The sequence below is a fragment of the Bradyrhizobium sp. 160 genome (assembly GCF_023073735.1).
GTDB lineage: Bacteria > Pseudomonadota > Alphaproteobacteria > Rhizobiales > Xanthobacteraceae > Bradyrhizobium.
On sequence record NZ_JADPKD010000057.1, the window covers coordinates 1 to 24857 of the forward strand.

General features: G+C 61.7%; 38 protein-coding genes. 8 read left to right on the top strand and 30 right to left on the bottom strand.

Going from position 1 to position 24857, the window contains the following annotated elements:
- Positions 1–364: 364 nt before the first annotated feature.
- The 6 genes from IVA98_RS22760 to IVA98_RS22785 all read right to left on the bottom strand — a co-directional run bounded on the left by IVA98_RS22760 (position 365) and on the right by IVA98_RS22785 (position 5712).
- Positions 365–778, bottom strand: a complete 414-nt coding sequence (locus IVA98_RS22760) for a hypothetical protein (protein ID WP_247355560.1) — start codon at positions 776–778, stop codon at positions 365–367.
- Between the two features lie 89 nt (positions 779–867).
- On the bottom strand, positions 868–1329 hold the full coding sequence (locus IVA98_RS22765; protein WP_247355561.1) for a hypothetical protein: 462 nt from the start codon (positions 1327–1329) through the stop codon (positions 868–870).
- A gap of 38 nt (positions 1330–1367) precedes the next feature.
- Complete coding sequence (locus IVA98_RS22770; RefSeq protein WP_247355562.1) at positions 1368–3653, bottom strand: AAA family ATPase; 2286 nt, start codon at positions 3651–3653, stop codon at positions 1368–1370.
- Between the two features lie 97 nt (positions 3654–3750).
- A complete protein-coding gene (locus tag IVA98_RS22775) occupies positions 3751–4299 on the bottom strand; it encodes a hypothetical protein (RefSeq protein ID WP_247355563.1) in 549 nt (182 codons plus the stop codon).
- Between the two features lie 511 nt (positions 4300–4810).
- Complete coding sequence (locus IVA98_RS22780) at positions 4811–5017, bottom strand: hypothetical protein (protein WP_247298639.1); 207 nt, start codon at positions 5015–5017, stop codon at positions 4811–4813.
- 425 nt (positions 5018–5442) lie between these two features.
- On the bottom strand, positions 5443–5712 hold the full coding sequence (locus IVA98_RS22785; protein ID WP_346657732.1) for a DUF3551 domain-containing protein: 270 nt from the start codon (positions 5710–5712) through the stop codon (positions 5443–5445).
- Positions 5713–5953: 241 nt separating this feature from the next.
- Here IVA98_RS22785 and IVA98_RS22790 point away from each other — a divergent pair, with 241 nt between their 5' ends.
- Together IVA98_RS22790 and IVA98_RS22795 are read left to right on the top strand one after the other, a co-directional pair.
- Positions 5954–6676, top strand: a complete 723-nt coding sequence (locus IVA98_RS22790; RefSeq protein WP_247298636.1) for an SOS response-associated peptidase — start codon at positions 5954–5956, stop codon at positions 6674–6676.
- A 128-nt stretch (positions 6677–6804) separates the two neighbouring features.
- Positions 6805–7074, top strand: a complete 270-nt coding sequence (locus IVA98_RS22795) for a hypothetical protein (RefSeq protein WP_247298633.1) — start codon at positions 6805–6807, stop codon at positions 7072–7074.
- Here the strand turns inward: IVA98_RS22795 and IVA98_RS36990 are convergent.
- Entirely contained in the window at positions 7071–7196 is a 126-nt protein-coding gene (locus IVA98_RS36990) for a hypothetical protein (RefSeq protein ID WP_256467106.1), read from the bottom strand. The genes IVA98_RS22795 and IVA98_RS36990 overlap by 4 nt on opposite strands.
- Before the next feature lie 245 nt (positions 7197–7441).
- Between IVA98_RS36990 and IVA98_RS22800 the strand changes: the two genes are divergently transcribed.
- Positions 7442–7807 carry a response regulator transcription factor gene (locus IVA98_RS22800; RefSeq protein WP_247298630.1) on the top strand — a complete coding sequence of 122 codons (366 nt, stop codon included), beginning with the start codon at positions 7442–7444 and terminating at the stop codon, positions 7805–7807.
- Positions 7808–7842: 35 nt separating this feature from the next.
- On the opposite strand, the gene IVA98_RS22805 is transcribed toward IVA98_RS22800, so the two are convergent.
- From IVA98_RS22805 to IVA98_RS22825, 7 genes are all read right to left on the bottom strand, one after another.
- Positions 7843–8139 (bottom strand): hypothetical protein, encoded by a 297-nt coding sequence (locus IVA98_RS22805; protein ID WP_247298628.1) that lies wholly within the window; start codon positions 8137–8139, stop codon positions 7843–7845.
- A gap of 125 nt (positions 8140–8264) precedes the next feature.
- Positions 8265–8441 carry a hypothetical protein gene (locus tag IVA98_RS37700; protein WP_524536399.1) on the bottom strand — a complete coding sequence of 59 codons (177 nt, stop codon included), beginning with the start codon at positions 8439–8441 and terminating at the stop codon, positions 8265–8267.
- On the bottom strand, positions 8416–8754 hold the full coding sequence (locus IVA98_RS37705) for a low affinity iron permease family protein (RefSeq protein WP_524536400.1): 339 nt from the start codon (positions 8752–8754) through the stop codon (positions 8416–8418). Before IVA98_RS37705 ends, IVA98_RS37700 begins: the two co-directional genes overlap by 26 nt.
- On the bottom strand, positions 8751–9830 hold the full coding sequence (locus IVA98_RS22815) for a glycosyltransferase family 4 protein (RefSeq protein WP_247298625.1): 1080 nt from the start codon (positions 9828–9830) through the stop codon (positions 8751–8753). Before IVA98_RS22815 ends, IVA98_RS37705 begins: the two co-directional genes overlap by 4 nt.
- A gap of 10 nt (positions 9831–9840) precedes the next feature.
- The gene (locus tag IVA98_RS36995) at positions 9841–9969 is read right to left on the bottom strand and encodes a hypothetical protein (protein ID WP_256467105.1); all 129 of its coding nucleotides are present in this window, start codon (positions 9967–9969) and stop codon (positions 9841–9843) included.
- A 422-nt stretch (positions 9970–10391) separates the two neighbouring features.
- Positions 10392–10637, bottom strand: coding sequence for a hypothetical protein (locus tag IVA98_RS22820; protein ID WP_247298622.1), 246 nt, complete (start codon positions 10635–10637; stop codon positions 10392–10394).
- 24 nt (positions 10638–10661) lie between these two features.
- Positions 10662–10886, bottom strand: a complete 225-nt coding sequence (locus tag IVA98_RS22825) for a hypothetical protein (RefSeq protein ID WP_247298620.1) — start codon at positions 10884–10886, stop codon at positions 10662–10664.
- On the opposite strand from IVA98_RS22825, the gene IVA98_RS22830 reads away from it, so the two are divergent.
- The gene (locus IVA98_RS22830; RefSeq protein WP_247298617.1) at positions 10885–11421 is read left to right on the top strand and encodes a response regulator; all 537 of its coding nucleotides are present in this window, start codon (positions 10885–10887) and stop codon (positions 11419–11421) included. The genes IVA98_RS22825 and IVA98_RS22830 overlap by 2 nt on opposite strands.
- A 797-nt stretch (positions 11422–12218) precedes the next feature.
- Here the strand turns inward: IVA98_RS22830 and IVA98_RS22835 are convergent.
- The 5 genes from IVA98_RS22835 to IVA98_RS22855 all read right to left on the bottom strand — a co-directional run bounded on the left by IVA98_RS22835 (position 12219) and on the right by IVA98_RS22855 (position 15353).
- The gene (locus IVA98_RS22835) at positions 12219–12407 is read right to left on the bottom strand and encodes a hypothetical protein (protein WP_247298614.1); all 189 of its coding nucleotides are present in this window, start codon (positions 12405–12407) and stop codon (positions 12219–12221) included.
- 163 nt (positions 12408–12570) lie between these two features.
- Positions 12571–13305, bottom strand: coding sequence for a hypothetical protein (locus IVA98_RS22840; RefSeq protein ID WP_247298611.1), 735 nt, complete (start codon positions 13303–13305; stop codon positions 12571–12573).
- On the bottom strand, positions 13302–13718 hold the full coding sequence (locus IVA98_RS22845; RefSeq protein WP_247298609.1) for a phage holin family protein: 417 nt from the start codon (positions 13716–13718) through the stop codon (positions 13302–13304). Before IVA98_RS22845 ends, IVA98_RS22840 begins: the two co-directional genes overlap by 4 nt.
- On the bottom strand, positions 13715–14380 hold the full coding sequence (locus IVA98_RS22850) for a hypothetical protein (protein ID WP_247355564.1): 666 nt from the start codon (positions 14378–14380) through the stop codon (positions 13715–13717). The genes IVA98_RS22845 and IVA98_RS22850 overlap by 4 nt, the downstream gene beginning before the upstream one ends.
- A gap of 10 nt (positions 14381–14390) precedes the next feature.
- Complete coding sequence (locus tag IVA98_RS22855) at positions 14391–15353, bottom strand: DUF3618 domain-containing protein (protein ID WP_247298603.1); 963 nt, start codon at positions 15351–15353, stop codon at positions 14391–14393.
- A 322-nt stretch (positions 15354–15675) separates the two neighbouring features.
- Between IVA98_RS22855 and IVA98_RS22860 the strand changes: the two genes are divergently transcribed.
- A complete protein-coding gene (locus IVA98_RS22860) occupies positions 15676–17070 on the top strand; it encodes a carbohydrate porin (protein WP_247355565.1) in 1395 nt (464 codons plus the stop codon).
- A gap of 945 nt (positions 17071–18015) precedes the next feature.
- Here IVA98_RS22860 and IVA98_RS22865 read toward each other — a convergent pair.
- The 5 genes from IVA98_RS22865 to IVA98_RS37710 all read right to left on the bottom strand — a co-directional run bounded on the left by IVA98_RS22865 (position 18016) and on the right by IVA98_RS37710 (position 20012).
- Positions 18016–18219: a hypothetical protein gene (locus IVA98_RS22865; protein ID WP_247355566.1), complete on the bottom strand. Its 204-nt coding sequence runs from the start codon at positions 18217–18219 to the stop codon at positions 18016–18018.
- A gap of 14 nt (positions 18220–18233) precedes the next feature.
- Positions 18234–18437 carry a hypothetical protein gene (locus IVA98_RS22870; protein WP_247355568.1) on the bottom strand — a complete coding sequence of 68 codons (204 nt, stop codon included), beginning with the start codon at positions 18435–18437 and terminating at the stop codon, positions 18234–18236.
- Positions 18438–18873: 436 nt separating this feature from the next.
- Entirely contained in the window at positions 18874–19041 is a 168-nt protein-coding gene (locus IVA98_RS22875; protein ID WP_247355569.1) for a hypothetical protein, read from the bottom strand.
- Between the two features lie 62 nt (positions 19042–19103).
- Positions 19104–19421 carry a hypothetical protein gene (locus IVA98_RS22880; RefSeq protein ID WP_247355570.1) on the bottom strand — a complete coding sequence of 106 codons (318 nt, stop codon included), beginning with the start codon at positions 19419–19421 and terminating at the stop codon, positions 19104–19106.
- Between the two features lie 24 nt (positions 19422–19445).
- Positions 19446–20012: a DUF1236 domain-containing protein gene (locus tag IVA98_RS37710; protein WP_524536401.1), complete on the bottom strand. Its 567-nt coding sequence runs from the start codon at positions 20010–20012 to the stop codon at positions 19446–19448.
- Positions 20013–20079: 67 nt separating this feature from the next.
- Between IVA98_RS37710 and IVA98_RS37715 the strand changes: the two genes are divergently transcribed.
- Entirely contained in the window at positions 20080–20307 is a 228-nt protein-coding gene (locus IVA98_RS37715; RefSeq protein ID WP_524536402.1) for a hypothetical protein, read from the top strand.
- Between the two features lie 448 nt (positions 20308–20755).
- Positions 20756–20983, top strand: a complete 228-nt coding sequence (locus IVA98_RS22890) for a hypothetical protein (RefSeq protein WP_038383553.1) — start codon at positions 20756–20758, stop codon at positions 20981–20983.
- 274 nt (positions 20984–21257) lie between these two features.
- On the opposite strand, the gene IVA98_RS22895 is transcribed toward IVA98_RS22890, so the two are convergent.
- The 6 genes from IVA98_RS22895 to IVA98_RS22920 form a co-directional block, all read right to left on the bottom strand.
- Positions 21258–21767 (bottom strand): PRC-barrel domain-containing protein, encoded by a 510-nt coding sequence (locus tag IVA98_RS22895; protein ID WP_247355572.1) that lies wholly within the window; start codon positions 21765–21767, stop codon positions 21258–21260.
- A gap of 123 nt (positions 21768–21890) precedes the next feature.
- A complete protein-coding gene (locus IVA98_RS22900) occupies positions 21891–22109 on the bottom strand; it encodes a hypothetical protein (RefSeq protein WP_247355573.1) in 219 nt (72 codons plus the stop codon).
- Positions 22106–23242, bottom strand: coding sequence for a glycosyltransferase family 4 protein (locus IVA98_RS22905; protein WP_247355574.1), 1137 nt, complete (start codon positions 23240–23242; stop codon positions 22106–22108). Before IVA98_RS22905 ends, IVA98_RS22900 begins: the two co-directional genes overlap by 4 nt.
- Before the next feature lie 133 nt (positions 23243–23375).
- Positions 23376–23888 carry a hypothetical protein gene (locus IVA98_RS22910; protein WP_247355675.1) on the bottom strand — a complete coding sequence of 171 codons (513 nt, stop codon included), beginning with the start codon at positions 23886–23888 and terminating at the stop codon, positions 23376–23378.
- A gap of 13 nt (positions 23889–23901) precedes the next feature.
- The gene (locus tag IVA98_RS22915; RefSeq protein ID WP_247355575.1) at positions 23902–24102 is read right to left on the bottom strand and encodes a hypothetical protein; all 201 of its coding nucleotides are present in this window, start codon (positions 24100–24102) and stop codon (positions 23902–23904) included.
- A gap of 78 nt (positions 24103–24180) precedes the next feature.
- Positions 24181–24333 carry a hypothetical protein gene (locus IVA98_RS22920; RefSeq protein WP_247355577.1) on the bottom strand — a complete coding sequence of 51 codons (153 nt, stop codon included), beginning with the start codon at positions 24331–24333 and terminating at the stop codon, positions 24181–24183.
- 37 nt (positions 24334–24370) lie between these two features.
- Between IVA98_RS22920 and IVA98_RS22925 the strand changes: the two genes are divergently transcribed.
- Entirely contained in the window at positions 24371–24811 is a 441-nt protein-coding gene (locus IVA98_RS22925; protein WP_524536403.1) for a hypothetical protein, read from the top strand.
- Positions 24812–24857: the final 46 nt, after the last annotated feature.

Below are 24857 nucleotides of genomic sequence, written 5' to 3' on the forward strand. Positions count from 1 at the left end.
CGACTTTGGAATCGAAAACCTCATCGAGCTGATCAGGTTCTATAAAGACAACCCTGGACTGCTCAGGCGGTAACCCTGCGGCCTACGCCGAATGGATACAACGCACGCGACCGGTGTCGCAGCTTTTTTCCAAAAGATCAGTGGCCGCGCGATCGACCATCCGAAGCAGCTTAGGCATTCTTGGCCGACCAAGGAACCTGTTCGCAGGCCGGCAGTAGGAGGGCTTGCTCGCCACACAGCTCTATGTCGCGCTCACGCAACCCGGAAAACGGAGACCTTGCTTCCAGAGGTTCCATCGGCATTTCACACGTGTCGTCATCTTGGAGGCGAGCCCATTTGTGTTAACAATCGGTCTCTGATCAGCCTACTCGTTCGGAATCGTCCAGAAGGGCAGCGCCGTCGCTACCTCTATCGCGCTTTGCCCGCGAGCTCTGTATTTTGCCTTGCCGTTGACGAACTCGACCGGACCAAACAGGGTGAACCAGTCCATCAGGGGGTGGGTGTCCATAAACGCAGGAACTGCGGCTATCAAACGATCAATGAGCCTGACATTGCCGTACATCTCGACGTGCGCCAGCACAGAACACGCGACCTGATGCAGGTCTTGGCGCAACTCCATCAGCTCTGCGTTGAGCGCGCCAAAATCGACCTTGTTGGGCAAGTCGCCGAGAGTGAACTGAGCGCCGGATTCCTGCTTCTGCACCCTCAGCAGACCCGTGTCTGTACGCCGGCGTTTGAAGTCATCTATCAGCCTCAGAATCGGTCGAGTATGGTTCATCCTTGTCACTTGGCTTCCCACCCTCAATAATCCGAGCCAGCCGCTATTTTCGACGCAGTCATCGTAAAATCGCAAATGCGACAATGCGTTTAAACCAGCTTTCGGAATCGATCGACCAATTGACCGTACCGAGCACCGTACCCGTCTGGAAAATGCTGACACCACGCGGCAAGGAACCGTTTCTCCAATTCCGGCCTCTTTTCACGCCGCAGAATGATGGCAATGCGCCAGGGATAGTACGGCGCCGGCACTTCACCCATCTTCAGATACCTGGCGAAAGACTCGGCAACGATGGCCGTCTGCTCTCCAAGATCGTTATCAATTCTCTTTAGATGATTTCGGAATTCGCCTTCATCCAGTGAAAGGAAGGCTGGTCCGGACGACGCTTGATTCCAGGTTTCGCCGGTTGCAACCATTCGCTCGAGTACTGCATGCTGGTGGGCGGACAAATCAGCGATCTCATGACGGGACAGCGGAGGCGTCTGCTCCATGCACTCAATCAGTACGAGCAGCGCATCGTAGTCGACTTCACTCGCCATGTTTTCAGACACGATGGAAGGCCCCTTCTCTCCTCCCAACGAGGGCACCTCTACGCTTCAAGCGCATTGATGACCCTCAGCGTCCGGCGCACATAGCCCTTGAGTTCGGTGTCGTCGATCCGATCCGGCGTGGTGTCGTTGTTATCTTCGCCGTGATGATACTCCGCCGAGTAACCATTGATTTGATCGAGCTCGTCATAAAGTGCCGCAGCCGCGTGGGTTGCGCCGCCCTCCCGTATCTTGCGCACCATGTCACCCAGCCAGTCATTATCCTGAAACGAGCTGGGGAATGTGGTCCGGCAATAGGCCTCCAGCACCACCCGCATTTTGCGCACTAAATCAAGTAGATTGCCCGATCCGTTCGACACGAAGCTGCGCAGGTCGTCGGTATCGGTGAGAGTTCGGCCTTGGCATGCCTTTTCTATGTCGACCTCCGCCAGCCTCGTTCCGAGCGCTCGGTGATCCGACAGCATGAAGCAGATGCGTTCGGACGAGGGCGCCTTCGCCCAGAGCTGCTTGAGAAAGGTGGGATCGTGCGAAAGGACAATCAGCTGCTTGCAGGCGCGCGCCACCCGCATGATTTCATGGCCTGTCTGCCTGCGCCGGTACACGTCCTGGCTGGTGAAAGGATCATCGAAGACGACGATCTTGTTAGCTAGGTCGGCATCCTGCTCCAGACCCGCCAGGAAGAATGATAGAGCCAAGGTCATCTTGTCCCCGGCACTGAGGGTATTCTTGAAGCTCGGTTGCGTTTCCGGGGTACGGCTGCCGCCAACGTCAACGGGGGTGCCGTTGATGACGAGCTGATACGATGTGCTCGCGATACCGCCTGGATAACTGTGGGTGGTTTGCGCGATTCTGAATCCGGCGTTGAACAGGTCGAGAAGGTCGTTGATGCGGTTCTGGTAAGGCGCAACGACAGTTCTTGTATGTTCGTTGAGTTCAGCCCGGATCGCACCTCGTTCTTCATCAATGGCCGTCTTTTCTGCCACCAACCTGTTGTGTTCGTCGCACAGTGTCAAAATGGTCGGCGTATGGCGGGCCTTCACGGCCTCAAGGTGGCTTAAACGCCGCTTCGCCCCTTCAAGATCAGCCGTGCCAAGCTCCTGTTTCTTGGCGACGATCGCAGCGTTTGCCCGCGCGACTCTTGCATTAAGTTCGGCCAGATCTTCAAAAACCTTGCGATAGGATTCAACGGCAGCTTCGCAAGTGGGAGGAATGTCAACCACCTCCAAGGGAGCGCGCGCCTTACGATCAAGCAGGTCAAGCAGTGCTTGGCGAAGGTTTCGGACCGCGTCCTCAAATGCCGGCGGCAGCTTGAGGCTGTCCCACTCAAACGCAAGGTACTCCTTCCAGAATTCGCCGCCGGAACTGTTGCGCTCAGCCTTTGCGGCCTGGGTCGCGATGAAGCCTCCCCCGAAATCCGACGCAGTACGCTCTCGCAGAGCCGATACGTCCTTGTGCAGCCGAGCGTATTCGTCGCTGAAAACGGCGCGGAAAGCTTTTACAAGCGGTAGCCCGGCGATCCCCTGCCCGCAAAAAGGACAGTCATCATTGGCGAAATTCAAGCCGGTCGACACCCAGTTGCCGCCACCGTTCTTCATGTTGTGAGCGGCGAAGTGCTTTTCGATCATCCGCTCCGCATCATCGGCAATTCCATCAAGCGTTCGGCGCAGCGTTTCCCGTATTCCCGATGGCATCATATGAAGGTCGAACGTCGACAATTCCGGGCGCGCAAGGATCGTGTCGATCTGAGAGAGGGCTGCCACTTCGACTTCTTGCCTGTCAATTTCGGCGTCGATGTCCGCCTGAGCCTCCAGATTCAGGAATGTCTCAAGTGACATTCCCGTGCCGAGATGCGGCTGTAAGCTCCTTGTTGAAGCAGAAATCTCGGTGGTCCTGGCGCGACTGTCTGCGGCAAGCTCGGAGTCGCGTTCGGCCAGCCCGACCCCGGCGCTTCCTACGATGATCCGGTAGAGGTTCCGCTTCTGGGCAACATCAACGACTTCACCGGCGTGAACGTTCTCTGCGACAAAGAGGCCATCAAAGATGCCGAAGGAGGGCTTGGCTTCGCTCCAGCGCCCCCCATCGAACCGGATGACCCCCGTATCAAACAGAAGTTCGACCTTGCTGGCCTCCGTGGTCCCGAGCGATTTTCGGCCGATGAGTTGATCGGACTGCCCGGTGTGAAGGGAGCGCAGGACGGCACACAGCGTGCTTTTGCCAAACCCGTTGGCGCCCGAAATGAACGTATGCTTAAACAATTGCGGATTTGGAGAACCGGCGGAATTGCGAAACCGCCCGATATTCTTGATGGAAATAAACTTCGTCAGCATTCATGCCCCCTTGAATGCCCGTGACTCTAGGTTGTAGCCGGGCGTAAATAAAGCCGGGCTGTAACCTACTCAACAATTTCCTTGATGGGACGAAAGGCTAAGGCGCTGCAGATGGCGAGCGGCTGCGCTCAGAATCTGCTGAACCATGTTTACAGCGAGCTCGCCTCGTAAGCCCGTATTGCTGCAATCTCCTCCTCGACCAGCTTCTGAAATGCACGAAGGCGAGATAACATTGGTCGCGCTCCTTTTCGAGGAGGTCAGCCATCTCAGCCAGATCGAGCGGCTCATTGCCTCCGAACGTGTACCTGATGCTACCAGCCGCCCCCTCGGTTCTGCTAACCGTTCCTGTCAGTCCGATCATAAACCGGGACGAGAATCCATGGTTGTAGTTGTGTCGGAAATTATCTGACTCCTCGTTGAACGCTCTGCCTGCGATCAGTTCGACGCGGAGCTTAAAGCGGCGGTATTTCTTCCACCCTTTGCAATACGGTTCGATGTCGTTGAGGTAGAGGTTTTTTAGCGGGAAATTGTCTTCCCAGGTCGCTGGGCTCTTGGCTCGGTTTGCTTGGTGACCGAGGTGCCCTGCCGCATACGCAAAACGCGACTTGATTGCATAGGGGTGGCCAAGTGCGACTGTGCCCAGCATACCAATAAATTCATGCGCAACTTCAAGCTTCTCGTCGTCCGATAAAGGAGCTGTGACCGTGGCCCCCGCAGCCGGTGCACGTGATGGGCCAGGTCGTTGATGATGTTCGCGAGCTCCGATGCATACTCCTGCAACATCAGGCTGTACGCCAACCAGGCAACCGGCAACGGATCAGGAAGGGTCCACCAAGAGTAGGGCATGAAGCAACCGCCTACCGCGCTGGAATCCAGCTCTTGGCGAAATCGAGCGTAAAGCTCGGTGAGACGCTTCGAACGTTGAAACGTGAATTCATCTGGCATGGACTTGCATCCTGAAAATGGCGCGAGGTCGGGTTACGTTTGTACAGTCCTTCAGGACAGCGCCAAACGAATTTAAACGCTCTTTTTCCCGTGCAGATCGACATTAACGGCCAACTCGCCGCCCTGCTCAGGATTTCCGAGAGGGCGGCTGAACCCTAGAGTCTAGGGAAGCGTTGGTTGCAGGGACAGGATTTGCACCTATGACCTTCAGGCTATGCCCCTGACGAATCGTCGCGAAGCTGCCCTCGCTTGATCGGCTTTTGTTGGATTCTTTTAGCTGAGGTCTGTCGTAGCTCCTCGACGTCCAGATTCGGCAGGTGCTTGTAGTCGTATTTAACTTCGGCTTTCAGGACGGTCGTGTTTTGCTCGGCAGCCGCAATGATCGTGGCGAAAGTGATGCCGCACATTTGCATCAGCACGGCGTGCCGCTCGTCAAACTCTTGAGCGAACAGGGAGGGTAGGCTTGCTCGATTGTGAAGGCGCTAGTATTCGTCCGCCCTCTGGAGCGATGTAGCCTTGAACTGAAAGCAGGTTGCGACGCGCTCAGCCGTTCCCCGCCCTAATATTCCGCACCTGATCCATAATGGCCTCCGTCGCGTGGTCACCCGGAAGCTCTCGCCGAACCGGCCGTTCTGCCGCCGCGTCAGACGGCGCGCATTAGGTTTGCGGGATTGAGTGCAAGGATCTTGCACTTGCTTGCGCATGGAACTTTGATCAGTCGCAGTTTCGTTCAGCGTGAAATATCGCGGAGGGCAGAACGTTCGAAGGGCGGCAATGATCCGTGCCGCCGCGGTGTGATAAAACTGCAATTGTCGTCAAGCAACACTGGGGCGACGCAGCACCATCATCTGGCGCGGCCACTCTGGGAACGGGAATACGCTTGGGGCCAATACGGATTGTTCAAGCACATGGCGGGCAGTCCCGCCGCCGCTGCTTTACACTGATCCCAAGACGTAAATTTGCACTCGAAATATGTGCTGCCACCCCAGACCCACCTTTGCAAGCAAACCGGATACTTGGGATCGTAGGTTTGCGCTGTTGCAGGTACAATCGTCGACAATGCCGTACCGCCGAACAACAACCAACGTAGCATTTTGCGCATGGCCCGCCTCATTGCCAATCGACCATCTGAGAACCTAATAGGCGCACCAACGGGCAAGTCGGTCAAGTCAGGCCAGCTTGTGAATCGCCGGCAACGTCCCGCCAGAACAAGTGGACATCTCCCGACAACCTTCGTCCACGATCTAGCGAGCAGGCTCCGCTGCAGCAAGTGCGCCAAGGCCAATCGCCGGCCTGCCGCCACACTGCTACAGTTGGCGCAGCGCCCTCGCCAGGCCGCTGCGGAGACCTGACGAATGTGCAATTTGTACTCGATCACGACCAACCAAGCTGCCATCTCGGCGCTGTTCCGCGTCGTCAACCAGTACGTCGGCAACCTCGCCCCGATGCCCGGCGTGTTTCCGGATTACAAGGCGCTGATCATCCGGACCGGAGCCGACGGCCGGGAGCTCGCGCTTGCCCGCTGGGGTATGCCGTCGTCGTCGAAAGCGCTCATAGACGCGACGAAGAAGCGCACCGAGAAGCTACAGGCCAAGGGCAAGACGGTGGATTTCAAGGAATTGCTCCGGCTGGAGCCCGACGGCGGCACGACTAACATCCGGAACGTGAAGAGCAAACACTGGACGCGCTGGCTGGGGGCCGAGCACCGCTGCGTGGTGCCGTTCAACTCCTTCAGCGAGTTCAACAAGGCCGAAGGAGGAGACGTCTGGTTCGCGCTCGACGAGACCCGCCCGCTCGCTTGCTTCGCCGGAATCTGGACCGAGTGGACGTCCGTCCGGAAGGTCAAGGAAGGCGAGACGACCAACGACCTTTATGCGTCCCTGACGACCGAGGCGAATGCCGAGGTCTTCGCCATCCACCCGAAGGCCATGCCCGTGATCCTGACCACGCCCGAAGAGGTGGAGACCTGGATGACCGCGCCGGCGGAAGAAGCGCTGAAGCTTCAGCGGCCGCTGCCGGACGGGACGCTCCGGATCGTCGCCCGCGGCGTCAAGGAAGATCCCGCGCCGGCGACGTAGCGTTCTGCACAGGCGCTGCGGAACACGTGGACAAGCCTTTGCTCTGCCGATTGCGAATCCCTGCTGCGTGCTAACCGCCCGGAACGAAAGGCGGGACACAAGGATTCGTCCCGGCAGGAGCGATGTCGATGCTGATGATGAAGGAACAACGGCCGGCGATCCGGACACTGCGCGGCTGGGCGATCTTTGTGCTGCAGGAGGCCGGCGCCATCCGCGAATGCGACGAGCACGGGTGGATGCAGGAGCGGGCCGATCCGCACGCCCGCGAGCGGGCCAGCCACATCGCCCGCCTGAATCCGCCGGAAGGCATCTCTCCGGATGAAGCCGCCGCCGAAGTTCGCGATGTCCTGGAATCGATCGGGGACACCTGCCCCGAATGCCCGGAGCAAACGGACTAGACCAGCGGCTGCTCGGACGCGCCGTGGGTGCCGGGACGAATGCGGGCGATCTCGAGCCAAGCTTGCGCAATCTGGATCCAGCGCTGCCGCTCGAAGCCGTCCGCGCGCACGGCTTCCTTCATCGCCGCTTCCGCTTGCGACCGAGGATCGTAATCTCTGCCCATGACACGGAATATCGTAGCCGACCGCGGTTAACCGCAAGTGGCGTCCGGTCCGTAGGAATGCGGACCACGAGGCCGGTGCGCGCCGCCCATCGCCACTCCGGCGCGGCGCTCTCGCGATGCGGCTGTCCCCATCGCCCCCGGGAACGACCACCAGCTTGGGCCGTTCGACATTGCGTAGCAAATGCCATCGTGATGAGCTACCAGTGAGCGTGCTTCTCGTTGAGGACGATCCTCTCATCCGCGAATTCGTCGTCGAAGCCCTGCGCGACGCCGGCTATCACGTCATCCATGCGAGCACGGGCGAGGAGGCGCTGGCCTGGTGCAAGCGGCACGCGGCGGACGTTCTCGTCACGGACATCCGGCTGCCGGGGGACGTCGACGGATGGCAGATCGCGGAGCGTTGCCGCGAACACGACCCGGACTTGCCGGTCATCTACGCCACCGGCTTCTCCCCCACTACACCGCGCCCCGTGCCGGGCAGCCGCACCTTGAGGAAGCCCTTCCATCCGGACGAGATCGTGCGGATGGTGAAAGAGCTCGGCGGCGGAAATCGGACGTCACCGCACTAGCGGAATCCTCCGACGCCAACCGCCTCGCTTCAACGTCACTGCTGATCCGGCTTCTTGGCCGGCGGGCCGCTCTTGTTGCCAGGCAGCCCCTTGATGTTGGACGTGTCCTGCTGCTGCACCGTGGGATTCTGCTGGTTGAGTGTCGAGCCGGAGCCGACGGTCTCTCCCGCCTTTGCCGCCGGACCATTCTTGTTGCCCGCCTGGCCGGCTATGCCGGCACCCGAGTTCTGCGCACTCGGAGCGCCGGAGACGTCCGGCTTCGTGGTCTGGGCAAGTGCGACGGGGGCGGAAAGCGCCAGAGCAAAGACCAGCGCGCTCGCAATGGACCTCATGGTGAATCCTCCTCTGAAGCAATTCGGAAGCGCGGATTGCGGCTACCTTCGACTCGAGCTTCGCGTTGCCTCGCGCGTTCCTGCCGTGGCGGCGAGGCCGCTTCTTTGCGCTGGGCTATTAGCCGTCAGCATCGTTCTGGGATCTGAGTGGGCGGCGTCTGCCTGAGCTTCTTCTCTCCGCCCCCACCGCCTTGGCGCGCTCCTGGCAGCGGGTGCTGCAACTCCTCCAATTCGTCGGCCGAGAGATGCTCGATGCCGACGAAGGAATTTTGGACGCTACCGGTCCGGATGAGCTCGTCCAACTTGACCTGGATCGCAGCGCTGTCCCGGTTTTGGGAGTTCTGTATCGAAGACCATCAGAAAGGTCACGATGGTCGTGCCTGTGTTGATGACGAGCTGCCAAGTGTCCGAGAAGTGGAAGAGAGGTCCAGTGATTGCCCAAATCACAACTACCGCGCAGGCCAGAACAAAGGTCGATGCACGGCCGGCCGCCTCGGAGGCCTTGTTTGCGATGGACGCGAACCACCGCCGCGGGTGCCGCTCGCTTTTCCTGGTGGCGCATGCAATCCTCCTTCTATCGAGCCGTAGCCGGACGTGCTGAACAGCGCCGCTCACCGGGCGAGCGGAGACGCGGGCGTACCGAGGTGTTCGGCGGCGACCTGCGGGACGATACTGGCGAGCTTCTGGTAGTGCCGCACATATGCGCGTGCCATCCGTTCCGACGTGAAGCGTTCCTCGAACCGCTCTCGCACGGTTCGCCGGTCGATGCGGGCCAGGTTCTTCACGGCCCTGACCGCGTCCTCCTCGCTTTCGACGATGAAGCCCGTGACGCCTTCATCCATGACCTCCGGCACCGATCCGGCCCGATACGCGATCACCGGCGTGCCGCAGGCCATCGCCTCGATCATGACCAGGCCGAAGGGCTCAGGCCACTTGATCGGAAACAGCAGGGCCGCAGCGCCCGACAGAAACGGCTGCTTTCCGCGCTCGTCGACCTCGCCGACGAGCTGGACCTCGGCTCCATCGATCTGAGGCTCGATATTCTTCTTGAAATAGGCCGCCTCTCCTCCCGGGACCTTCGCCGCGATCCGCAAAGGCATCCCGGCGGCGCGGGCGATCCGGATGGCGTCCTCCGGTCCCTTCTCGGCCGTGAGCCGTCCGAGAAATGCCAGATAGGATCCCCGTTCGTATGACGGACGGAACTGGCCCGCCGGCAGACCGTGATAGACGGTGCCGCACCAATTCGCGCTTCGGATCGGGGTGCGCTGGTGATCGGAGATCGAGACGAAGCACGCGTCCGGAAATTCACGAAGCGCCTCGGGAATGCCGGGCAGATCCAGGCGTCCGTGCATGGTGGTGACGAACGGAATTCCACGGCTCGTCAGCACCGGCAGGTGCAGCCAATCGATATGCGAATGGATGACGTCGAACTCCCGGGCACGCCGGGAGATCGCCTCCAACAGAAGCGCAGCGGCCAGATTCGGGTCGACGCGGGGACGGCCCAGGCGCAGCGCGCGAGGCCAGACCGGATGAAGTTCTGCGCGCGTGGTGGAGTCCCCGCTCGCAAACAGGGTCACGTCATGGCCGAGCTCGACGAGCTCGTCCACGAGCCAGGCGACGACCCTTTCGGTGCCGCCATAGAGCTTCGGGGGAACGCTCTCCGCGAGCGGCGCGATCTGGGCGATTCGCATCGGAGCGGCCTCAGTCCGCCGCGGCGCTGCGCGACGTGAGGCACAACAGAGCCAGCGCGGCGCACACCATCGCCAGGAAGGTCCCGGCCGAGATTTCCACGGGTGCTCGCGAACGCCGGCGCGCGATGGCTGCTTTCATTGGCAACCTCAATCGATCGCCACCAACCGCCGCACCGGGGGAACGTTCCGCTGCTCCGCTCCGGGCAGGTGACCCCATGCCCGCCGCGTTGGACCAGCCAATGCGCACGCCGCCTCGGGGCATCGTTGCCGAAATCTCCCGGAACGACCACCCTCAGTCAGGCGGGGCCCTTGGCATGCGCCTGCGGGCCACTCCGATCGCCGAGCAGCTTGCCTGATGTCGTGTTGACCACATGAAGTGAGCCGCAGGCAGGGCAGCATACAGAGACGTGCATCTTCGCTGCCAAGGACGTCGAACGGTCGTGCACCTCGTGCTGCACGTTCATTTAAAGAGGGCCGGCTGCGTCATGCCCAGACTATGCGGCAGCAGGCGTCTCCGCGAAATTCCGGATGTTCACTTAGGGGCTACCTCGATCGACGGGTCTAACCGTCCTTGAGCGCGTTCTTGACCTCACGCGCGGGCCAGCTTTCGCCTTCAGGAACGACGCGCACCCTGCCCCCGCCGCCGATCAGCACATGCGAGGCGCGATCGTCTTCGGCCGGAGCGACGACGATGGCCGTCTCCGGCTTCCAGTTCAGCGTCAGATCGAGATCGCCCGGAAAGATCTGCCAGCGCGAGCCGTCGTCGAGCTCGACGATGTGACTCTCCGAATGCGCCCGGATCTTCATGGCGGCGGCTCGCCATTTCGGGCGCTACTTCTGAGGCGCCGGCGCCTGGGCGTTCGAGTTGTTCGGATTGGTCTGCTTGTTGGCCTCGTGATGGCCGATGGCGCAGCCGGCGGCAGCTCCGAGCTTGCCGTGTCCGGCCATGTGGCCCGCGACGCCGCCGACGATGGCGCCCTTGATGCAGCCCTTGGCTTCCGCCGGCGAAATGGAGGCGAGCGCAAGGACGCACGCCGCGGCCAGAATTGCTTTCATGATCGATCTCCGAACAGAAATGGTCCGGTGGATCAAGTCCCCGGACGGCCTGCCGTTCCCCCGGCGGCGGCCCTGCCGTACCGGCTACCACGTCAAGTTCGAGGGCCGTCAGCCGGCCAGCCCTGCGCGGGAGGCGGGGAACGGCCGGATTGGCGCAGCGTTGGCCGGAGAGCAGGTGCTGGAGGTTGGCATGGCCCGCGTAGTCCTCGTCGTCGACGACGAGCCGTCGGTACTCGATGTGACGACCCTGATGCTGGAGGATCTCGGGTGCGACGTGGTGTCTGCCGGCAGCGGCGGCGAAGCGCTGGCACTCCTGTCCGAAAACCGAGAGATCGAGGTCCTCATCACCGACCTCAACATGCCTGGAATGAACGGCTACGAACTGGCGGACAAGGCGGCGGATCTGCGGCCGGACCTCCTAATCCTGCTGTTGTCGGGGCGAGAGGGCGATGGCCACGGCCATCCAATCCTTTGCAAGCCTTTCCTAGAAGAGGATCTCGCGCGGACGATGAGGCAGACCACGGGGCTCTGCTAGAGCCGGACTCCCGCCGGACTACTTGGCGGGAGGCCCAATGGACTGTCGGCCCGCTTGCGGTGCAGCAGGTCGACGTCGCAAACCGCGCAGACGTGGTGTCGCCCGCGCGGCCGCACGTGCGTCATCCGTCCTTCAGCGCCGGCTCAGGCGGCATCGCGACCGCCAGGAGCCGAAACCGGCGAGAGGACCCCGCGACGGAACCGCCCGCTTTCCTCGCTGCCGCACTTCGGACATTTGAAGGCGATCTCGCGCTGCGCGGACATATCCTTCCCGGAGCTGACGGCCATCGGCCACGCGCCGCAACGAGGACAGTTCACCAGCAGGTCATTCGTTTCCAACATCGCGATGGCTCCTGAACCTGCGCCCACAGCCGCCAACGAGCCGACAGTGACGCCGTTCCTCGCAGGGCGCGCAGGACTGCCATCACCTCAGCCATCCCCGAGCTCCATCACATGCACTGGGGCGTCGAGATGGCCCGCAAGGGCGGCGTCTCTCCGCACCGGGTCCTGAACGCGATGGCTCTCCGGAGATCACGCGCTACCTGCCGGAGAAGCGGCGTCCGTTCGCCCGGGCGGCGCGGTGCAGCAGGCGCACGCGGTCTCGCTGGAGGGCCTCGCGGTCGCCGACAACGGCTGCAAACAAGGTAATGCCGCTGCGGAGGTCGGCGACTACCAAGCCCTAAGAGGAGTCTAACCGCGCTCTTTTAGAGAGGGCAGATCTATCCTTCGTGAGTAACAGGCCTCCAGTTGTGGAGGCCTCTCGTCAGGAAGTCGCGACGAGGGGTCTTCTGCTTGGATCTAATCTTTTTGTTTCTCTTCTGCGGTTTTTCCATCCGAGCTTTTAGAGCGTTCTTCGAAACGATCAGCGCCCCTAGCTAGATCGTCCCCCATCTTGCTCTCGTTTTTCGCTTCTTCCTTGGAAGCTGCTTCGCGCAAGCCCTGAGCGGCCCGTTCCCCCGCTTTTGATGATTTTCGTTCCTCACCCATCTGCGGCTCCTTGCTCTAAAGACAATCCCCGGAAACTTCCCAGCCCTCGCTTCGCCATCAATTCGCGAGCTGCCTAAAAGCCGGCATCAAAGCATTCCGCGGCGCATGTTCAACTCCTAACTCCACGGGCAGTAGCGCGTGAGAGGGCCCACCGGCCCGTCCCTCACAACTGCTTCTGCTTGCTCTTTTCCTTGGCAGCGTGAGCGGCATCAGTTCCCGCCTGCTTCATGCGATCGACCGCTTCTGCTCCGATGTCACTCGCTTCGGCTGCGATCGTATCAGCAGCTTCGCGCAGCGCTTTCGATACAGCGGTACCGCGTCTGCTCAGGTCATTCTTCACTTCGTCGCTGACCCCGCCGATGTAGTCGTCTTCAGTCTGGGTCGTTCTGAACGCGCCTGCGAGAGCAGCACCGATCGCCAAACCGATCGCGCCGATGACCAGCGGCTGGCGCTCCATCAGGTCGCCGAGCGACGACTGCACTTTCGTTAAGGTATCTCCCCCTGGCAGAGGATTGCCCATCTTAGCAAACTGTTCGCGGGCGTAAGCAACGCCCTCGTCAAACCGGTCGCGTACTCCGTCTACTGCTTCAGACATCGACTCGGTTGGCGTTTGCGCTGCCTCGCGTGAATTCCCGGCCACGCCCCCTTCATGATCCATCTCAGGTGCGGTCGGCGGCGCCGCGGTCCGCTGCAATCCCGAGGCTGCGGCCCTCAAATTGCTGGCGCCGCTATCGACCACACCGGATGCGACGTTGGCGGCGGATTGCGCAGCGCCCTTCAGTTTCTCGTCGCCGACAAGCAGCCAGAGTGCTCCGCCTCCGATAAGCGCCGCGGAAAGCGGGTTCTCTCTAGCGGCAGCGAGTAGACTGTCAAAAAAACCGGTTTGCGCACTGCTCATCGCACCATTCCCTTCACGGTATCTTTGTCCTTTTCGAGCTGGCGGATTGTTTCCCGCGGCGTGAGGGTGCGTGCGTCCAACCGCTTCATGCCGACGGCAAACAGAGTGCCCGATATGGCGGCGGCGACGATCGCCGATGTCAGGTAAGCCAATGCTGGTGACCAACCGGCACTTATCAACGCTGATGACAACGCGAACAGCGCCATCACGATGGCGGGGATGACCAGAACCGCGCCACCGACCAGAAGTCCCAACGCTCCGCCGAGCTTTTGCACCTTTTCGGCAAGTTCGGCCTTCGCCAGATCGACCTCATTCTGAAAAAGCTTCGCGACCTGAGCCATAGCGTCGCCGACGAGGCCCGAGACGTTGTAAAGATCGCTTTTCCCGGTTTCGATGTCGCGCTTGATGCTCATGATGCACCGCCCCCGCCCGAAGTAGGATTCTGCCGCTGTCCCGTGGTGTATCCAGCAGAGGCTTGCGAACCGAAGCCCTCGCCTGCATACGCCGTGCGGGCTCCGGAGCCGCCGGCTTTCTCGCCTGTCCCCGAGTTCGACTGCGGCGAGCTCGACGACCCGCCAGACGCCTTCAGGAACCGCACAGCCGCGAAGCCCGCCAAGACAGATAAGCCGAGAAATGCCGCCGGTTGCCGCTTCGCAAAATCGGTCGCACCATCGACGAGTTCCCGGAAGCTGCCATCGCGGACCTTCGCAGCTGCTTCTTCCACATAGTCCGCCGCTGAATTGATTCCCCGTGCGGCGAATGGCACGTCAGTTTCGAATGCGCCGGCAGCCTGGCGGAAGTTACCCGCCAAGCGCTCGATGAAATCGGCACCGGTCTGTTGCTGCTCCCGGGCCCGTTCCTGAACTTGGTCGACGGTGCCGCTCGCTACATTCTTGGCTGCATCGGCGGCTTCGCCGAACTTGTCCCGAGCCATGTCCGCCGATGCCTGCAGGGCCTCCCCTGCTCGCTGCTTCATCTCGGCCCCTGCGTCGCTGATCTGGTCCTTCAGACCCGTGGAGGAGCTGCTCTCGCCTTTGTTGAAGTTGGTCGGTTTGACCACATCTGAATCGCTCATGCTTTGCCTCTCAAGTGCTCGATTTTGGGGAAGGGCTGAATGCTGCGTCAACAACCTCGGCGGCCGCTTCCTTGAGGTTGTCCGCCAGGTTACGGGTCATTCGACTTGCATGCCGCCCAAGGTCAGCGTCACTCACGCTTCTTGTCGCGGCATCGGCCGCAGACAACGTGGCATCCTTTGCTGCCTCGAATCCCGACTGAGCGGCCTCGCCTGCAGCGCGCTTTAGGCTGTCGCTCGCCGGCCCTGCGGCCCGGTCTTCGAACTTCGTTTGGGGAAGGGCGGCCGCGATAATGGCGCCAATGGCGATACCGAGTCCTCCGATCAGCGCGGCGTTGTCACTGATGATCTGACGTGCCTGTTCCGGAGCGGCGGAGGCCGAATCCTTGATGGAGTCCATCCCGTCCGTGATCTTGTCACCGATCGTCCCTGCGGTCTCCGTCGCTCGGGTCTTGAGGTCTTGGGCGGCTGTCTTGGCCGAATTTATCGCATCGTTGACTGCGCCAGCGGCACGTCCTTGGGACTCGGAGATTTTCGCCTGCGCCCCACTTCTCACTTCCTGAACTCTGTCGGCAGTCTGGTCGATGACCCGACCGGCACCATCCATCACGGGCGATATCGCTCCAGCAGCCCGGTCGCGCACTGTCTTGGAGGTAAGAGCGAGGCCTGCAGCAATCATGAGCAGCGGCAGAGGCACGCCTTTTGCCAGTCGCAGCAGCGGCACAGCTATGGCGGTACCGGCAGCGACCGCGCGCATCGGGTTATCCATCGCCTGCTGTTTAAGCCCCTCGACCCAGCCTTGGGCCTTGTCGCTCACGTAGCCCGACATTTCCGATTTAACGTGTTGAGGCGAGACCATGTGACCCAGATCCCGCGTCGTGTCCGATATCCCCTGCTTGAGACGTTCCACCGTAGCCGCCAATTCCGCCCGGTTACGTTCGGACTCCCGTCGTAGCTCCTCCACCGATCGCGTCATCTCACCCTCTTGTCTTCTTGGATTGTGCTTCGAGGACGAACTCCCCCTTTATTGGATGGTTCCTAGTAGCCTTTGAGCACCTTCCGCCGCTTCGCCGCGCGCCGACGCGGCCGGTGCGTTCTCCCGCCGGCTGCCGCAGAACCGACTGCGGGGCGGTCTCAACGGCCGCGCTGGTTCGAGATCTGCTTGTCAGGGGATCCAAACCCCAGTGGACCCATTCTCGAAGGAGGACAAGCCGCGGGTGTCCCCTTGAGTTTGCCGTTGGGGCGTGTCCCAATACTCCCGACCCTACGGAGAATCTTGGTATGCGGATCGATTGAAAATGTCCGTTAGAGGCCTGGCGCTGGCAATCCTTCTGGCGAGTTTACTCGAAGGCTCCCACGCGTTCGCGCAGGAGGACAAGAAGACCGACGACGACAAGCCCGCCAATCCCGACACCGGCGAGAGCACCGTCGAGGAGAAGACCCTCGGGCTTGTGCCTAATCCGCTCCAAAAGTACGGGATCAAGTTCGCCGCGACCTACATCGGTGAGACGCTGGGGAATACCTCCGGCGGATTGAAGCAGGGACCGATCTACGAAGGCCGGCTAAACCTTGCGGTCGATGTGGACCTGCAGAAGCTCGTTGGCGTGGACAAGCTCACGTTCCACGCCAACATGTTCCAGATCCATGGCGAGGGACTGTCGCGCAACTATCTCGACAATTTTTTCGTCGTGAGCGGCATCGAAGCGCTGCCATCGACACGGCTCTACGAGGCCTACTTCGAAAAGCAGTGGGGCGACAAGAAGGTCTCTTTGAAGTTCGGGCAGCTCGCCGCCGACAGCGAGTTCTTCAACACGAAATACACCGACGTCTTCACGAACGCGTCGATGGGCTGGCCAGTGATCACGTCGCTCGACCTGCCGAGCGGCGGTCCGTCGCCGCCGTTGGCCGCGATGGGCGCCCGGCTGCTGGTCAACATCACCGATCAGCTCTCCGTCCTTGGAGGCATCTTCGACGGCAACCAGGCAGGCCCGGGTCCCGGGGATCCCCAAGAACGCAACCGATATGGCGTCAACTTCCGGATCAACGATCCGCCTCTACTGCTCGGGCAAATTCAGTACGCCTGGAATAACAAGAAGGGCGATCCCAATTTGACAGGCCAGATCAAGTTCGGCGGATGGCGTCACTTCGGGCAATTCTCCGACCTTCAACTCGCAAGCAACGGCGTTTCGCTTGGGGCGCCGAGCAGCAGCGGCACGCCGCTGATTTTGGCGGGCGATATCGGCGGCTGGGCGGTCTTCGAGCAGCAGCTTTATCGCGTCCCAAAAAGCGATGATCGCGGAATCGGCATCTTCGCTCGGGTCTCCGGAGCTCCTGCCGATCGCAATCTGATCGATCTCTACGCCGACGCGGGATTCGAATTCATCGGTCTCAGCGACAAACGACCGGACGACAAGTTTGGGATCGCGGCCGGCTACGCGCACGTCTCGAAGCGAGCCCAGGCGCTGGACTTCGACTATCGCGCACTTGCCGGTCCCGCTTGGCCGGTGCGCAGCTTCGAAGGCCTCCTCACGGCGGTGTATCAGTATCAGGTGAGGGACGGCTGGACCCTCCAGCCCAATTTCCAATACATCATCCGGCCGGGCGGCGGAGCCACGGACCCGACGGGCCCGATGCCGGGCCGAGCGCTGAAAAACGCGGCGATCTTCGGCCTGCGCACGACGTTGAAATTCTAGGAAGCTTCAGTAGAGTGAACTGGATGCGCAAGGTGAAGAGCTCGCAGGCGCGCGGCGCGGTGGGTTGACGTGCGCGCCAAGGACGACCGCATTCTCGTGACGAACGGCGTCGGCTGTCCGGTCCACGTCAAGCGCGGGCTCGCACGCGCTTGATCAGCTGCTGGCGTCCCAGATGAAGGGGGCGGTGACGAGAAGGCCTGTTTCGGAAGCCTGCGAGGTGCAGGTTTCGCTCGCGCGTGACGCATGAGTGCCGCAGACGATGCTCGCCCACTCAAGGTCACGTTCGGCAAGATGCGGCAGAGGGGCTTGCTTGGCGTCCTGGTCTATACTGCGGTCATCACGTGGCGCTCGCTGCCGATCATTGGCCGGGACCGATGCGTTTAGCCACGCTGAGCCTCGATATGTGTGAGGGTTGCTGTTGTCGCGACGCCTCCCGACTTCGAGCGAGGTGACCCCCGCTTATCAGGGGTCATCGAGCGCGACGGACGCCATGAGAGGCCGACAACTGAGGCCGTCTTACTTTGGCTTTTCGGCTCTGACGTACAAGAAGTAGAGCGCGTTTTGAATTCGTCCGTGAATTCCATCTGCCGTGGTCCGTGGAAGAATTAGCGCGGCATACGCCGGTAATGCTGACAAGCGAGTGCACGTCCAGAATAGGCAAAATCCAGCCACGCCACCACCTCGCAGACAGAAGCCGTCAGATGAGGGCCTTACTCTTTGTCCTCAGTCCAAGAGCGCTCGCCACACCGGCACTCGAACATGCGCACGTTCAGGCCGCGCAATCGTATGAGCCAATCGGGGCTGCGCGCCGCATTTGCAGCGCTGCTCTTCCCGTGTCTTCGGTCCCGAAAATCTGTCGCTGCTGAAAAAGTTCACAGAGATCACCCTGCCAAAGGCACTCAATAAGTACCGAAGTGGACAATTGTTCCGTAGAGCCCAATCTGGCTACTGCTCGGGAGGGCTAGGCTCCGGCAAGCCGAGCATCCTGGCTCGCTTCGCGGCCATCTTCCGGTAAGCCTTCGCTTGGCTCTCCATCGCCGCTTTTAGCTCAGGGTCCGATTCTTCGGCCGCCATGCGTTCAAACTGGAGAGCGTGTTCGAGATACTCGCCGAGCAGCTTCACATCCCACCCCTTCAGGAGAGCCAGCATTGATTAGTGGAGATTCATTCGGGCGGCAGGAGGCCGGGTGAACGAAGCCAATCACTCAGACTCGCGCCGGTCTGCGCAATCCTGGCTCGTTTCAGCAGGGCCTCGCGCTCGGCTCCAGCGGGTAACTGGCTGGCCCGTTCTTTCAGCTTTGCCGCCTGTTCTGCCATTCGTTCTTCGAGGGAGCGGGTCTGTATGACCCTGCGACGATGCTGCGTCATGGTACCTTCCCAAGAAATGATTTCAAACGACTCCAAAACGGGGATGGCCTAATTCGGTTCCGTGAATGAAACTAGGCCTTTGGGTAAAATGGAAGCTTGGCGCACAGGGCCCGGGGCGGGGTCAGGAGCAAAGTTCGCCCGGACAAGCTGAGGACTTTCGCTGGCTCGCCGCCGAGCTCGCGGAGCATCCCCAATCCCCTCCGAGGCCGGGGCCGCGTCTGCGCAAGGTACTCGCGGACGTCATCAACCTTGAGCCATCTCCGTCGATCAGGCTATAGCCTCTTTTTGAAGCAGGCCGGCTCTTTTCGGCCGTGAGCCAGGTACGAACTTTGGCATTGGCGCTAAGCGCGCTGGTAAGCGAAGTCGATCCGGATGCAACGCGGCCGCGGTATTGAAGGCGGCGTTTCCTTTTCACACGCCAGCATTCTGACAAGGGCTATTCGTCTGCGCCGAGAGGGGCCGAACTCTCGCCGCCGAGCAGCTTCAGCGCCGTCTCGATCTCGGCCGAGAGCGCTTGGATGGCGCGCTCGTTCGGACCCAGGTCGGCTTGTAGCCGCGCCCTCAGCGCTTCCTTCTGGTCATGGAGCTTCGCAACAGCGGACATCTCATCACCGAGGAAATGAACCGAAGTCGAAAGGGCCGCTCGGAGAGCGGCCCTTTCCTGGTTCACCAGCTCCGGGTGCCGAAGCTGAAGCCGATGCTCGGGCCACCGCCGTAGTAGCCGTAGCCGCGATCATAGTAGCCGGGCCCGCCATAGGAGCCGTAGCTCCGGCGGACCACATAGCCGTCGTCCCCGCCGTAGTAGCGCTGGACATAGCGTGGACCTCGGGTGCGATAGCAGCGGCCGTACTCGTTGCAGACCAGGCGAACCTGGTCGACGTTGGCCATCTCCGTCGACGCGAGGGCAGCGGGTGCAAGCGGGGCGGCACCTGCGGACGACGCCATAATGGTCGCCGCCAACGCTCCTAGAACGATGGTCTTCATGGGTGTTCTCCTTTGGCTGCGAGATCAATCGATCTCTTCGATGACGCGACGCTCATGGGGTTCGACGATGTACGTGTGGCTGTCGCGGTTGATGTACCGGTACTCGCGCAGGCTCGGAGCATCCCGATAGACCTCTTCCGGAAATGCTTCGATCTCCAGGCCTTCCGGCACGCGCTCACCTCGACGGATCTCGGTCCGGACCGTGCTGCCGGTCGTTTGCCGCTCGCGCTCGACGGGACGCGCCTTGGCGTGCTTGCGGACGACTTCGCGATCGCGGTCGCTGAACGTCGCTTTGCGCTGCTCCGTGCGCGCCGGCGCTGCCGCCGTCGAGCGACCGGAGTACGGCAGGGTCGCGACGATCTTGTAGCTCGACGGCTCGACGATCACGATCTCGTCCTTCACCAGCACGAAGTTGTAACCGCGGTACTGCGGCACGATCTCGACGACCTCGGCCGGTAGCGGCTGCAGGCGGACGTCACGCGGAACGACCGTGCCCACCGACAGGGAGAAGTTCACGTTGGTCAGCGGCTGCACGTTCAGGTGCGAGATCGACGTGCTGATGCGGGTCCGCTGCTGGTCGTTGATGTTCACCGACGTGTTCGCGTTGGTGTTCGACGAACGATCTGCCGTGTTCTGCTGATTGGTCGGCTGCTGGGCGGTGTTGGTCGAACCGCTACCCGTCGGTGACTGCGCCTGGTTCGTACCCGAGGCGGGCGGATTGGCACTCTGGGTCTGGGTGTTCGTGTTCGACGGAGAATTGGTCTGCGCCTGGTTGGAAGGCGTCGTGGTCTGGCTTGAGGGCTGGCTGGTCTGGGCTTGGTTATTCGAATTGTTCGCGGCCGGCGCCTGCGTGGTGTTCGTGGGCGTGCCGGAATTGGACGACTGACCTGCAGCCGTCTGAGCGATCGACGGCGACTGGGTCTGGGCCGAATTCGTCGAGGGATTGGTCTGGGCGGATCCCGAAGACGAATTGGATGGCGCGGTGGACGTCGAGGACGGCGTCGTCGAGGTGGAATCCTGCTGACGCTGCGTAGTCGACGGATTGGAGTTCGACGTGCTCGGAGAAGATTGCGCGAAAGCCGAACTCGCGATCGCGACTGCAGCGGTCGTAGCCAATAATAAACGCTTGTTCATCTAAATGAGGACGTCTATCAACCTCTGGTGAGACATGCAGTTCCTTTTCCGGGAAAAATCGGCAACTCTCGCCGGGCGCTTCGGTAGGTACGAATTGCTGCTGTCCCGAAACGGCGCAGGTGCTGCAGCCAGGAACAACCGGAACTTCAGAGGCGCGGCGTCGTTGGCATTGACTACTTACGAGCCATTGAGGAGGACACATGAAGAAGCTGATCGTGTGCGGCGCGCTCGCCGCCTTCGCCCTCGGCACGCAGGCCGCCAGCGCCGCCGAGTTCTACATCGTTCGAGACGCGACCACTAAGAAATGTACGGTCGTTGACACCAAGCCGACGACGACCACCACGACAGTCGTGGGCGACGGCGTCTACAAGACCAAGACGGAAGCCGAGTCCGCCGTGAAGACCACCAAGGTCTGCACCGAACAGTAAACGGTATCGCCAAGCCCAGCCGGGCTGGCGAGAACGTACCGACAGCAACTGGAGGAGCAGATGCCTGTATTGATTTTGTGGGCCGTCCCTGCCGTGCTCGTTGTTGGCGGCGTCGGCTATTGGTTAGTTCACATGCACTGAGCGAACGTAAGCTCGCATGAATGGCTCGCCCGCAAACGGGGCGGGCCTTTTCTTTTCGGCCAATTTCACCGGGTGCTGTGAAAGAAAAAGGGCCTCCGGATGGAGACCCCAATCTCGAAGAACGTTCCGTCCGTCAGTTGTAATCCGAATACTTGAACTGCGGGAGCGCCTTGAGCTGCTCCTTGTTGCCGCTCATGACGGCGTGGTCTGGGACCCAATCGTTGCGGTTCGTGGTGCTGGTCGAAGCCGCGCCGGTCGTTGTGGTGTCGCGCGAGGTGGTCGAGGTGCTGGTCGAGCTCGTCCGGACAGGCTCTTCAACGAACTTCAGCTTGTCCATCGAGACGGCGATGTCGTGTTCACCCATGCCGAGAAAGCCACCGATGCCGATCACCACCGCATTGATCTTGCCGCTCTTGTCGACGAGCAGTTCGTTGATGTCGCCGAGCTTCTCGTTGGCTTCGTTGTAGACGTTCAGCCCCATCAGCTTCGAGGCGCGCCAATTGCCCTTCAGCGCCATCTTTGCATCGGCCGGTTGGGCGGTTGCCGCCGGGGCGGCGCGATCGGCTGGCTGAGTGGATTGGGCGAACGCAGCGCTGCCGATCACCGCAGTGCCGAGCAGAGCAATGGCACGAAAGCTTTTCATCGATATCTCCTCCAACGTGAGCCGCACCAGTCAGGTGCCGGCCCCAACGCCTGGAATTGCCACTTGTTCCTGATTTCGGAACACGCGGCTGACGGAAGGATTCGGTCCCACTAGATCCCGTCCCTATCGACGTTCGGTCGTCACGACCCGGACGGAAACGCCCTTACCTTGGGAGCGCAGGCAGGCATCAGAGAAATGTGGCCACACCTGCTTCGAACAATCTGCCGTGTCCGTCACCGAGTCGCGGATTTGCTGGATCTTCGGCTGCGAAGGAGGTGCTTGGTCCGCGAGAGCCGACGTCGCCTGAAGGACTAAAGCTGCTGTCGCGGAAAGGATCTTCATGGGCGTTCTCCTGATCGGCGACAACGGGCACAGTCTGCAGACGTTCCGGCCGTCGTCGAAGCGCTCTCTTCGCGAGTCCTTAGTGTGGGCGGAGTGCTGGAAAGTCCCTCACGTGTGATCAACTCGCTATACCGGTCTTCATACTCCCTCGCCATCCGGCTCGCGGCGAAACGCTCTTCGAACCGGGCTCGGACCCTTCTTCTGTCGAGCAGAACGACCTCCTTGACCGCTTCGATCGCCTGCTCCTCGCCGTCCACGATGAAGCCCGTAACGCCTTCCTCCACGACTTCCGGGACGGAGCCCGACCGGTAGGCGATCACGGGCGTCCCGCACGCCATCGCCTCGATCATAACGAGGCCGAACCGCTCGGGCCAATCGATCGGAAACAGCAGAGCGGCGGCGCCGGCGAGGAACGGCTGCTTGCGGACTTCGTCGACCTCGCCGATCAGCCGGATGTTCTCACCATCGATCTCGGGTTCGATCTTCCTCTTGAAGTAGGCCGTCTCCGCGCGAGGGATCTTGGCGGCGATCCGTAGCGGCAGCCGCGCAGCGCGTGCGATGCGTATGGCGTCTTCCGGCCCCTTCTCCGCCGTCAACCGGCCGAGAAAGGCGAGGTACGAACCGGGTTCGTAGGAGGGCTGAAGCAGATGCCTGGGCAGCCCGTGCGGAATCGTCGCGATCCAGTTTGCGTCCGGAAGCGGACGGCGCTGGCTATCGGAGATGGAGACGAAAGAAGCTTCCGGAAAACCCCCGATCACGTCGGATAGAGCCGGAAGGTCGAGTCGGCCATGCGTGGTCGTCAGAAACGGCACTCCGGTCCGGCTCAGGACCGGCAGGGGCAGCCAGTCGATATGGGAGTGGATCACGTCGAATTCGCGCGCGCGCTCGGCGATGGCCTCGATCAGCAGCGCGCAGGCGGCATTCGGATCAGCCCCCCTCCGCCCCAGGCGCAGCGCGCGCGGCCACACCGCGTGGAGCTTTCCCTTCGTCTTTGAGTCCCCGCTGGCGAACAGCGTGACGTCGTGTCCGAGATCGACCAGCTCGTCCACCAGCCAGGCGATCACCCGCTCGGTGCCGCCGTAAAGCTTGTGAGGAACGCTCTCGGCCAACGGCGCAAGCTGGGCGATCCGCATCGAGCTAGTCCCCCCAGAACGATCCGCAAGCCGATCACGATGACCGCGGAGATGAGGAACGAGATCGCGAGCAGCGTCCAACTGGGCCCTGTGCTTCCGCGAGCCACTCGGGCAGCGAGCATTTTCATGCCCGTCAACATTCGTCTTGGGGAAGCCGGTGCAGGTAGGCTATCCCGAAACTGGCGAGTTCTTCGGGATCGCTCTCTCGCTCTTCCCATCTCCTTTGCAGGTGGCGCTCGAGCAGGCAGCGACGGCTGTCCTGCGCATCGATGTCGGGATGCGTTGCCCGGTACACCGTCCATGCGGGCTCCGTGGCCCTCTTCAAAACGACTTCGTCCACCATCTCCACGCTCCGGCGACCGCATCCAGTCGCTGCCAACTCAAGGCACTCCGGAAAGTTTCCGGCTTTTCCCGACTGTAGACGAAGAGAGGAGGTCAGGACGCTTTCGCGCGCGCTCGCGCACGCGCCGCCCGACGGCGCCGCAGGCGTTGACTTCGGCCCGCGTGCGGCGAGCCGTTGGTCCGGTCGGCCCAGTCGCGACCGCTCGTCGCCAGGATCGCCATGTCGCACTTGAGGGTCCGCCATGACGGCGAATCCATCGGGATAACTCACCAGGATCTTGAGCACCGTCACCTGGAAGTTCACGCCCCGCTCCCGTTTATCGCGAGATTGTTGGCGCGTCGTGAAGCGCCTCGCGACCGACCTGCTTCAGGCTCTCCGGCGCGGTGTCGCCTTTGGCGGCGGCTTCCAGAATCCTTGAAGCGACGTGGGTGCGAGCGCCGGTTTCGAAACGCGAAACGCCTTCACAGACCTCGTCGAGTACGGCGCGCAAAAGCGCAGTCGTGGCAGGATCGAACATGGAACAAAAGGCGAGAAGCGTAGCCTACCGCAAAAACGAGCTGCGGCGATTCAACATTGTTGACGAAGCCCCATCGCGTCAACGCGAGGGTAAATTCCCGAAATTGTCGCGCCGCAGCATCGGGCCGAACCGGTCGCCGCCGATGCGCTGTTTCAAGGTTGAAGTTTCGAGCGACGCTGTCCCGGCGCCGAGCATCCATTGCCCGCTCGCGGTCGGGTGCAGCAGAAACATTTGCCGCTTTTTCCCGTTGTCCGGCAGGGCGCGAGCAATGAAAGGATACTCGATGAAGAAGATCGCAATGTCGGCGCTGATGGTCGGCGCTCTTGGTCTGGCCTCGGTGGCCACGACGTCTCCTGCCGAAGCTCACTGGCGAGGCGGCTGGGGGGGCTGGGGCCCGGGCATCGCCGGCGGCCTGGTTGCAGGTGCCGTGATCGGCGGGCTTGCCTCCTCCGCGTACGCTGCGGGACCGGGCTATGGCTACTACGGCGGCCCGGCCTACTATGGAGCGGGCTATTACGGCGGGCCTTACGCCTACGACTACGGGTATGACGAGCCGTATCGTTGGGGCGGTGGCTACAGCACCACGTACTACACGGCGCCCGTCTCCTATGCCTATCGCTATCGCCGCGTCGTGCGGCCTGCCTACGCCTACTACCGCGGAGCCTATCCGGTCGTGCGGCACCGCTGGCATCGTCACCACCACTGGTGAGACCGGTCCATCTGGACGCAACGCAGGCCGCGCTCCCGAATGCGCG